This is a genomic window from Pseudomonadota bacterium, from assembly GCA_030775045.1.
Lineage (GTDB): Bacteria > Pseudomonadota > Alphaproteobacteria > JALYJY01 > JALYJY01 > JALYJY01.
Window position 1 is genome coordinate 1 of sequence record JALYJY010000069.1, and the last position, 9,621, is coordinate 9,621.

Below are 9,621 nucleotides of genomic sequence, written 5' to 3' on the forward strand. Positions count from 1 at the left end.
GTATACGCTACCACCGGCTCGATCAGCTGGCTGAAGATCCCGCCGTGACTGACAAACGGATAGCGGGCCATGATCTGGGCCTGGGGGAAAAAACGCGCAGTCCACTGTTCAGGCTCTTCCGACGTGAACGGATCAAGCCCTTCGTCAGGCACCTGCGTGTACCAGGCATCGGCCCTCACATGGGCATCCACGGTCGTGACAAGGCCAAATCCGGTCACCCATTCCCGCTGCCATCCGGCATCGGCCGAAAAACGGCCTGTATCGGTATCAGAATCCCGGATCAGACCCACGGTCCCTGTATAAAAAGACCACCGTCCACCCAGAAAACTTCCGGGATCTCCCAGAAAAGATGCATCGGCCAGAGGCAGAACAAGGGGCTCTTCATCATACTCACCGGGGCGCAGATCCTGGAAATCATAGGCATTCAGGCCAATATAGTCCCGGCCATAGAATCCTTCGGCAAAGGCCCGGGATTCCAAGATGTCCGCACTGCTGTAGTTATAGCGGCGCAGGAAGCTGTCATCCGTGGTTCTGTTGATGTCAAAACCTGCCCGCCAGTTTTCGTCCAGGTCAAAAAGACCCTCGGCAAAAATATAGCCGCGCAGGTGTTCATCTGCGTCCCGGGATATACCGCTGGCATCATTGATCTCCTCGCGCTCCGCGTAGACAAGGGCTCCCTTCAGCTTAAGCTTTCCGTTCTCGAACCGCTGGCGCCATTCACCGCCCAGAAGGGGACCATCCTCCTGGCTCCAGCCGGCCTCAAGCGTGGTATCCATGGAAGGCGCAATGTCGAAATAGTAGGACGTGCGGGCAAAATACCCCAGATCGCTGCTGTACCCCAGCGTGGGGGCCAGAAAGCCTGACCGGCGCTCCACGGTCGGATCGGGGTGGGAAAAATATGGCGTGTACAGGACCGGTACCCCGAACATTTCCATCCATGCATCACGATAGACAATGTCATGGGTTTCCGTGCTGTGCTCGACCCTGTCGGCCTTCAGCTGCCACAGGGGGGCTTTTTCAGGATTGTCCTCACAAGGCTTACAGGGGGAATAAACCGCCTGCCTGAATTCCGTTGTCACGCCATCCTTCCGCATACCGGAACTGGCCGCAAGGCGGGAGTCGTCCGTCAGGCGGACGCGGATCTGGTTCACAAACCCGTTTTTCAGATCTTCTGTCAGTTCCAGATGCTCGGCAAAGACAATCTCTCCCGTTGGCTCCAGGATCCTGACATGCCCGGTTGCCGCAACCACACCTGTCTGCTGGTTCCATGTCACCCGGTCGGCCTGGAGCAGGCGATCCCCCTGGGACAGCTCCACATTGCCGGTCGCCGTGATAATCCTGTTCTTTTCGTCATTGTCCAGCTGCTCCGCCTGAAGCAGGACAGGCTGGTCCTTCTGCACCGGCTCAAGGGCAAGGGTCGGACTGGCGAAAAGCAGGCCCGCCAGGGTCAGTCCAATGCATGTGTGGAAGCGAAACGACATCCGGTCACTGGTTAAAGTGTGAAACACAACGGAAAGGCTGGAGGGAATCAGGGCACGATTCGCGAATTCAGGGAAATAGTCAAGCCCCCATCTTCACTACACTGTCTTTTTGGAAACAATGTGGCATGACTTTCGCCTGGAAAAGTTAATAAATTACCAGGAACTATTTTGTTCCAAACAGACGGTCTCCCGCATCTCCAAGTCCCGGAACAATGTAGGCATGGTCGTTCAGGTGGCTGTCCAGGGCAGCTGTATACAGGACCACAGAGGGGCAGGCAGAGTGGAATTCGCGAACTCCCTCCGGCGCAGTGACAACAGAAAGATAGCGGATCTGTCCTTCAGGGACGCCATGCTTTTTGAGAACATTGCACACATGGACTGCGGAATGACCCGTCGCCAGGATTGGATCAGCAACAAGGAACAGGCGGCCTTCCGCGCTGGGAAGTTTGACCAGATATTCTATGGGTTTATGGATCCGGGGGTCCCTTGCGTCACGATAAAGGCCGATATGCCCGACGCGGGCCGAGGGCATCAGCTCCAGCAGGCCGTCGGACATTCCCAGACCCGCCCGCAGGATGGGAACAATCGCCACTTTCTTTCCCGCAATGACAGGCGCATCCATGGGCGCCAGGGGCGTTTCGATCCGCTGGGTCGTCAGGGGGAAATCGCGGGTGATCTCGTATCCCATCAACATGGAGATTTCCCGCAGAAGCCGCCGAAAATCGCTGGTGGGCGTATTTTTGTCCCGCATGAGGGACAGCTTGTGCTGGATCAGGGGGTGATCCACGATAAACAGGTTCGGAAACTCGGGCACTGTGCGCATTCCGGATCCCCCTCTGTGATATTTCACAGTCTTATGGAGGAAGAACTGCAGTGAATCAAGCCTCCGGATCCTTGTCTTCCGGTGCTCCCCTCTCATCTTCCTCTACAGGAACGCTATACACCCCGCCCAGCCAGCGGCCCAGATCCACATCCCGGCAGCGGGCGGAACAGAAAGGCCGGTGCTCCTGCACAGAAGGCTTTCCGCAGGCCAGGCATTTTGCGGCTTTCTTTTTCGGCAGCTGCGCCACTGTCATAATCTATCTCCCGCAATATCCTGAAGGGAAGGTCCCCGCCGCGTCCGGGTCATCTCGACCAGCCCCAGGGCGGTTATACCCCACACATGGCATCCGGCAGGATCACCCGCAACAGCCTCGCGCAGTTTTTCCACAAGTTTTTTCCTGTGGGCCACTGTTTTCATATTGAGGAAATCCACCACGATAATACCCGACAGGTTGCGCAGCCTGATCTGGCGAGCCACCTCCGCTGCAGCCTCCAGATTGACGGCCATGGCATTTCCGGCCTCCCCGCCATTCACATCAATGGCTGTCAGGGCCTCGGTCCGTTCGATGAAAAGCGAACCATCCCGGGGCAGAGGCACCTTCTTGTCCTGCAGCGCCGACAGGATTTCTGAAAAATCCATATTGCTGTTTTTGACGATATGGGCCTGCACCCCGTGATCCAGAGCCGCCCTTTCGGCAGGACCCGGGGCAGATATCAGAAGACGCGGTGCAGAGCCCGTCTGGCCAGAAATCCCTTTGGCCCGGACGGACAGGGCCCGGGCCTCAGCCTCCACCTGAGGCAAAGGCACTGACAGGGAGGAAACCCGCAAAATCCACCCACCCTCCAGCCCGGACAGCATATCTTTCAGGGGCCGGACATCCACTCCCTCATCTTTCAGGCGGCGAGATACTGTCACGCCCTCGCCCAGGGGAAGATGCACCAGGAAACGACCTGGCAGGGAAACATCCATGGTCAGGACCGGCGCCTTGTCCCCCTGCCCTGACGTTTTGATCTGTACCAGGATACCCTGCCCGCTGCGCAGGATCTGGCCGATGCGTTTTCCAGGTTCTGCCGGGCGCACGCTGCTGGCCGGCAGCATTCCCTCTGTCCCGTCATCCAGTGTGACAAAAGCCACATCCAGCCCTTCCACCAGGCGCGACACCCGGCCCAGAATGATGGCTCCGGTCCCGTCCGGCCTGTCCCTGCGATCCACATACAGGTCCGTCAGACGGCCATCCGCCAGGACTGCCGCATACAGGATATTTCCCTCCTCACCTGTATGGATCTCCGTTGCGGTCACTGGGCCCCCTGGCCACGCAGCAGCTGGGCCACCTCGAACAGGGGCAGGCCCACAATATTCGGATACGACCCCACAATCCCCCGGACAAAAGCCGCCGCCAGTCCCTGGATGGCATAGCCGCCGGCCTTGCCCTCCCCCTCGCCGGAAGTCACATAGTCCTCAATATCCTGGTCCGTCAGCAGCCGCAGCAGCACAGCGGTCTGCACCAGCCGGGTGCGGCTTTTTCCATCTGCCGTAACAAGGCACACCCCTCCGTAAACCCGGTGCCGCCGTCCGGACAGAAGCTCCAGGCACTGGCGCACCTGATCCGGCGTTTCGGCCTTGGGCAGGATCCGGCGGCCACAGGCCACAACCGTGTCGGCCCCCAGCACAAAGGCGCCGGGATGCCGTGCGGCAACCACCTGCGCCTTCTCACAGGCGAGGCGCAGGGCATGCCGGGCCGGAATCTCCTTTTTGAGGGGCGTTTCATCCACATCCGCCGGATCAACAGCTGATGGCCTAATCCCGATCTGGCGCAACAGCTCCAGCCGGCGGAGAGAGGATGAGGCGAGAATGAGAGTATGCTTTTTCATATTATTACGCTCTGTCATAGCCCCTGCTGCCAGACTTTTGTCATCCTGAGCGAAGCATCACGCCCTGTCCTCCGAAGCTCGAAGAGCGAAAGAGGAAGTGACGCGCAGTCGAAGGATCTCCATAGAGATTCCTCCACTCGGCCTGAAGGCCTCGGTCGGAATGACAAAGCCACCGCAGTCAGGGTTATGGAAAAGGTTTACTTATACCGGAACGTAATCCGTCCCTTGGTCAGGTCGTATGGTGTCATTTCCACGGTGACCTTGTCCCCGGCCAGGACGCGGATGCGGTTCTTGCGCATCTTGCCCGAGGTATGGGCCAGAATGACGTGGTCATTGTCCAGCTTGACCCGGAACATGGCGTTAGGGAGAATTTCCTCCACCACGCCCGAAAACTCGATCAGATCTTCCTTGGTCATGAATGCCTGTGTGTCTGTGATGGTCCTGCCCCGGTTGTATGCCTTTTGGGGGTCGGATGCAAGCTAGATATGTCTTTGCCGTGCCAGAACAAGCTCAACAAAATCGGCGATATTCATCAGCCAGATCTGCTGGATCTGAGTATAGCTGGCCTGAATTGGTCGCGGAATAACAAGTTGTACATTTGAATTCTGCATCATAGTAGTTTGTGCAATCGTAATACCGGGTTCAAGCGTCACAAGATGCTTCAGGAGAATACGCTCTGCTTCAGGTAATATCTGCGGCCACCGATCTTTACAAGTCGATTTTGCGGCAAGCATTGTTAGCAGGCTGATGTCAAAAGCTGAATCAAAATACTGCTTTTTCCCTGGAAAAATGAAATCTGGTCTCTTTCCTTTTTCAGTAATGACCTGTGACTCATACCGTAACCCAAATACATCAAAAACTGCCTTGAGCTGGTTCTGGAATGCTTGTCCCATCCTTGACTTGCGGCGGTTATGGACTTCAAGGGAATAGTGGATAAATTCATCTACATTGACTCCATCTGTATCCATGAACCCCTTTGCCACACGCGCGGCAACAATTCGCTTCTCAAGACGACGAAACATGGATTCTTCATGGTTAAGCCATGCCATAAGAGCAGCGTCAGGATCGTCACGGGCGTCCACCTCTGGAAGCGTCAAACGCGCATGACTTGAAAAATCTGCTGTAGACGGAAAATTCATGCCAAAACGTTCTATAATGACATCAAGAGAATTGGCAGCAGGATCCTCAAACTCGATTCCGATCTCGTCCAGAATGAAACAGGAAACAAAATCAAGCTTGCTGTCATCTTTGCCTTCAAATTCCTGAACTATAAATCCGTCCCCCGGTTGCTCTTCAATCCCGAAGAGCCAAAGAATCTGGCTCTGGATCGTACTTTCTGCAGGAACGACTATAAACAAAATAGTTTTATCCGGACGAATGGCCAGAAAAAGCGTGTCTCCCGCGGACATGACTTGGGTAACTGCATTTGACGGATAGTAGAGGCGGTATTCTGGAGAACGGGACTTGCCATCCCGGGTGTTGTAGTAAGTTGCTCTGCCGTGTTCTGTAATCGTTTCCTGCTCGTCACTCAGCCAAATATAAGTAACATCAAAGGCTTTTCTTTCTGTTCCCAGAAATTTTTTCATCGGAACAGTTGTGCCAATTTCATGTTGGTTTGATTTCTGCGGCTCGGCATCGACAACCGAGAGTGTCTTGACGCCCACTCCCTCAAAGTACTCTGAAAGATGTCCTTTATTCATGTCCTGTATATCCCCGTTCCGGCTGACCTTCGTCGTTCTGTCTGCATGGACGAAGCCAATTACAATCAATTCCAAGGGCAGTTTCTATATACGGCTTCAGATCAATGATATTAGCGACGGCCTCGGCTCAGGAGCAATTCTCCCTGAATCGGAATACGCATATGTTGCGCAAATGCAGACTCTATATGCGGGCGCATAAGTCGGGCAACAGCACGCACAACAGGAACTACAACAGCATTGCCAAACTGCCGGTACGCTTGCGTATCCGAAACAGGAATGACAAAGTCATAGCCATCCGGAGAATCAAACCCCATAAGACGAGAACATTCCCGAGGGGTGAGGCGTCGTGGGCGTCCAGCTTTCTGGCGGATCAGGATTTCAGATCCGTCCTTATAATAGCGAGCTGATAGTGTGCGGGTAACATCCTGTGGGCCGAACAGGGAATACCCGAATCCATTTCCGGCATTCTGGTGTTTAGCCTTATAATCTTTCAAATAATTCCAAAGGTGCGTTGTCAAAGTGTACTTGGACTCAACACTATTCTCAAGAATGCTTCCCAAGACTGGAGGGGCCACATCAGGCAACTCCAAAGCATCAAAATCGAAAGGACATGGCTCCCGGAAGCCCACAATGAATATACGTTCGCGTTTCTGCGGCACCCACGGCTCTGAGCTGATTACACGGGTATAAACTTCATAACCAAGCTCTTTCCTGAGAATATGCATAATTGTTGCAAAAGTCCGACCCCCGTCATGCCGTTCCAGATTCTTGACGTTCTCGAGCAAAAAAACAGGAGGGCGATGAAACTTTATAATTTTGGCAAGATCGTAGAACAGAGTCCCTTGCGTGTCGCAGAGGAATCCATGTGGCTTCCCCAAAGCATTTTTCTTGGAAACTCCTGCAATTGAGAATGGCTGGCAGGGAAACCCACCCAACAATACATCATGCGCGGGAATACGGTCCGGATTTTCTGCGTAAGGGCGAATATCTCCCGCAAATTCGTGTTCATTATTCTCAGGGAAATTTGCGGTATAAGTTTGACGTGAAAAGCGATCCCATTCTGATGTGAAAACACAACGACCACCGATTTCCTCAAACGGGATACGCAATCCACCGATCCCCGCAAAAAGATCGATAAACCGGAAAGCGGTTCCAGGTTTTGACGCGCATCGCTGTTGTGCTGCTGCGCGCAGCGCTTCGATTACCAGCAGGGGTGGGCAGGCTCCGGCGCCGCGTCCTGACTCATACCGGCGAATTGTGCGGCCTGACTTACCTGTCATGGAGGCAACCTCCTCTATAGAAAGACCAGCTTTTTCACGCAGAAGGGAAAAATTGTCGAGATTAGGAAGATCATTTGTCATGGATCAAATCCTGGGAATTTTTTTGTCAAAATGGCATAATTTTTCCCGGAAGGATACAGGAAAATTAGAACAAAAATAGAACTTTTGTACTTTTTTAGAAGCACAGCTATTGCTCAGAATAAAGCAAATACGCCGGAATCTGTTGTCTGGTCTGCGTAACTAAATTCTCGCTAAAACAAAGACAATTTCTACGGGCTACCACCCCTCGACGCCGGCCGGGGAATCCTTCATGGTGGCGGGATGAGCGAGCCCCACCAGATTCCCCCGGACGCCCTGTACCTGATTGACGGGTCAGGCTTTATCTTCAGGGCTTTCCATGCCCTCCCCATGCTCACGCGCCCCGACGGCACGCCCGTCAACGCTGTACTGGGCTTTACCAACATGCTGATGAAGCTGCTGGGTGACCTGCACGCCAGCCGCGTGGCCGTGATTTTCGATGCTGCCCGAAAGAACTGGCGCAACGACGTATATCCGGACTACAAGGCCCACCGGCCCCCGCCCCCACCCGAACTTGTTCCTCAGTTTTCCCTGATCCGCGAGGCGACCGAGGCCTTCAGCCTGCCCGCCATCGAGCAGGAGGGGTTCGAGGCCGACGACCTCATCGCCACTTATGCCCGCCAGGCGCGGGACAGGGGGATGCAGGTCATGATCGTCTCATCCGACAAGGACCTGATGCAGCTGATCGGCCCGGGCATCAGCCTGCTGGACCCCATCCGCTACAAGCCCATCGGCCCGGCGGAGGTTCTGGAAAAATTCGGCGTTCCTCCTGAAAAAGTCACTGATGTCCAAGCCTTGGCCGGCGACAGCACCGACAATGTGCCCGGCGTTCCGGGCATCGGGGTCAAGACCGCCGCCCAGCTGATCAATGAGTATGGCTCGCTGGACAATCTTCTGGCCAACGCCGGCAACATCCCCCAGCCCAGGCGGCGGGAGCTGTTGCAAACCCATGCCGACCAGGCCCGCATCTCCCTGCGGCTGGTGCGGCTGGACGACCAGTCCCCCCTGCCCGTTCCGGTGGACAGCCTGGAAGTGCACCGGCTGGACCGGGCGCGGCTGCGGGCTTTTCTTGAAAAGCAGGGATTCCGCTCTATCCTGTCGCGCCTGGACAAGATCGCCCCCAACGGCGGGCCGGACGAGCCTCTGCCTTCCGAAACCTTGGCCGACCCCCTTCCCCCTCCCGTCCAGGAAGCCCCTGAAAAAACCGGCCCCGTAACCCGCCACTACCAGCTGGTCCAGGACGTGATGGCCCTGAAAAAATGGATCGACAAGGCCACCGAACAGGGCTTCGTGGCCGTGGACACGGAAACCGACAGCCTGGAGGCCGTCACGGCCCGGCTGGTGGGCGTATCGCTGGCCACGGCAGCGGGTCATGCCTGCTATATCCCGGTGGGCCACATCGCGCCCAATGCGCAGCAGGCGGTACCCGGCATGCTGGCACTGGAGGAAGAACCGGAAAAGCCCCCCCAGATCCCGCTGGACCAGGCCATCGCCCTGCTGAAGCCAATGCTGGAGGATCCGTCCGTCCTGAAGATCGGCCAGAACCTGAAATACGACATGCAGGTGCTGGACCGCTATGGTATCCGCCTGTCGCCCTGGGACGATACCATGCTGCTCAGCTATGTTCTGGACGCGGGCCTGCACGGCCACGGCATGGACGAACTGGCGAAGATCCACTGCGGTGAAACGCCCATTACCTACAAGGACGTGACCGGCACGGGCAAAAGCCAGGTGACCTTCGACCGCGTACCACTGGACCGTGCGCTGGCCTATTCAGCCGAAGATGCGGATATCACCCTGCGCCTGCACACAGCTCTGAAGCCGCGCCTGGTCATGGACCGCATGACCGCTGTGTACGAGACCATCGAGCGGCCGCTGGTCCGGGTCATCGCGGACATGGAGCGTACTGGCGTCAAGGTGGACCGCCAGGCGCTGGCGCATCTGGGGCAGGATTTCGGACAGCGCATGCAGGTCATCGAAGCGGACCTTCATCGTCTGGCCGGCCAATCCTTCAACCCCGCATCGCCCAAACAGCTGGGCGAGATCCTGTTCGACCGCATGGGTCTGCCCGGTGGTGTCAAAACCCGGACGGGAATGTGGTCGACGGATTCCGAGGTGCTGGAGCCGCTGGCCGAACAAGGCGTAGAGATTGCATCCCGCATCCTGGACTGGCGCCAGCTGGCCAAGCTGAAAAACACCTATGCCGACGCCCTGCACGAACAGATCAATCCGCAGACCGGGCGCGTGCACACTTCGTTCTCCATGGCCGCCACGACGACCGGGCGCCTGGCCGCCACCAACCCGAACCTGCAGAACATTCCCATCCGCACCGAAGAAGGCCGCAAGATCCGCCAGGCCTTTATTGCCGAGCCCGGACACGTGCTGGTC

9 protein-coding genes are annotated in these 9,621 nt (G+C 56.4%); 1 reads left to right on the plus strand and 8 read right to left on the minus strand.

Annotation, left to right across the window (positions count from 1 at the left end; translation table 11 throughout):
- From lptD to dcm, 8 genes are all read right to left on the minus strand, one after another.
- Positions 1-1,481, minus strand: a 1,481-nt coding sequence (gene lptD, locus M3O22_06765) for an LPS assembly protein LptD (protein ID MDP9196448.1), incomplete at its 3' end; no start/stop codon positions are given.
- Between the two features lie 163 nt (positions 1,482-1,644).
- A complete protein-coding gene (upp, locus tag M3O22_06770; protein ID MDP9196449.1) occupies positions 1,645-2,304 on the minus strand; it encodes a uracil phosphoribosyltransferase in 660 nt (219 codons plus the stop codon).
- Between the two features lie 55 nt (positions 2,305-2,359).
- The gene (yacG, locus tag M3O22_06775) at positions 2,360-2,557 is read right to left on the minus strand and encodes a DNA gyrase inhibitor YacG (protein ID MDP9196450.1); all 198 of its coding nucleotides are present in this window, start codon (positions 2,555-2,557) and stop codon (positions 2,360-2,362) included.
- Entirely contained in the window at positions 2,554-3,603 is a 1,050-nt protein-coding gene (locus M3O22_06780) for a ribonuclease E/G (GenBank protein ID MDP9196451.1), read from the minus strand. Before M3O22_06780 ends, yacG begins: the two co-directional genes overlap by 4 nt.
- Positions 3,600-4,175, minus strand: coding sequence for a Maf family protein (locus M3O22_06785; protein MDP9196452.1), 576 nt, complete (start codon positions 4,173-4,175; stop codon positions 3,600-3,602). The genes M3O22_06780 and M3O22_06785 overlap by 4 nt, the downstream gene beginning before the upstream one ends.
- 197 nt (positions 4,176-4,372) lie before the next feature.
- Positions 4,373-4,591, minus strand: coding sequence for a translation initiation factor IF-1 (infA, locus tag M3O22_06790; GenBank protein ID MDP9196453.1), 219 nt, complete (start codon positions 4,589-4,591; stop codon positions 4,373-4,375).
- 63 nt (positions 4,592-4,654) lie between these two features.
- Entirely contained in the window at positions 4,655-5,875 is a 1,221-nt protein-coding gene (locus tag M3O22_06795) for a type II restriction endonuclease (protein ID MDP9196454.1), read from the minus strand.
- A gap of 110 nt (positions 5,876-5,985) precedes the next feature.
- Complete coding sequence (gene dcm, locus M3O22_06800; GenBank protein ID MDP9196455.1) at positions 5,986-7,236, minus strand: DNA (cytosine-5-)-methyltransferase; 1,251 nt, start codon at positions 7,234-7,236, stop codon at positions 5,986-5,988.
- Between the two features lie 240 nt (positions 7,237-7,476).
- On the opposite strand from dcm, the gene polA reads away from it, so the two are divergent.
- On the plus strand, positions 7,477-9,621 hold a 2,145-nt coding region (polA, locus tag M3O22_06805), incomplete at its 3' end, for a DNA polymerase I (GenBank protein MDP9196456.1).

Excerpts from the sequence above, each read along its gene's own strand:
- upp (MDP9196449.1), bottom strand. The coding sequence starts at position 2,304 with ATGCGCACAGTGCCCGAGTTTCCGAACCTGTTTATCGTGGATCACCCC.
- infA (MDP9196453.1), bottom strand. The coding sequence starts at position 4,591 with ATGACCAAGGAAGATCTGATCGAGTTTTCGGGCGTGGTGGAGGAAATT.
- M3O22_06795 (MDP9196454.1), bottom strand. The coding sequence starts at position 5,875 with ATGAATAAAGGACATCTTTCAGAGTACTTTGAGGGAGTGGGCGTCAAG.
- yacG (MDP9196450.1), bottom strand. The coding sequence starts at position 2,557 with ATGACAGTGGCGCAGCTGCCGAAAAAGAAAGCCGCAAAATGCCTGGCC.
- M3O22_06785 (MDP9196452.1), bottom strand. The coding sequence starts at position 4,175 with ATGAAAAAGCATACTCTCATTCTCGCCTCATCCTCTCTCCGCCGGCTG.
- dcm (MDP9196455.1), bottom strand. The coding sequence starts at position 7,236 with ATGACAAATGATCTTCCTAATCTCGACAATTTTTCCCTTCTGCGTGAA.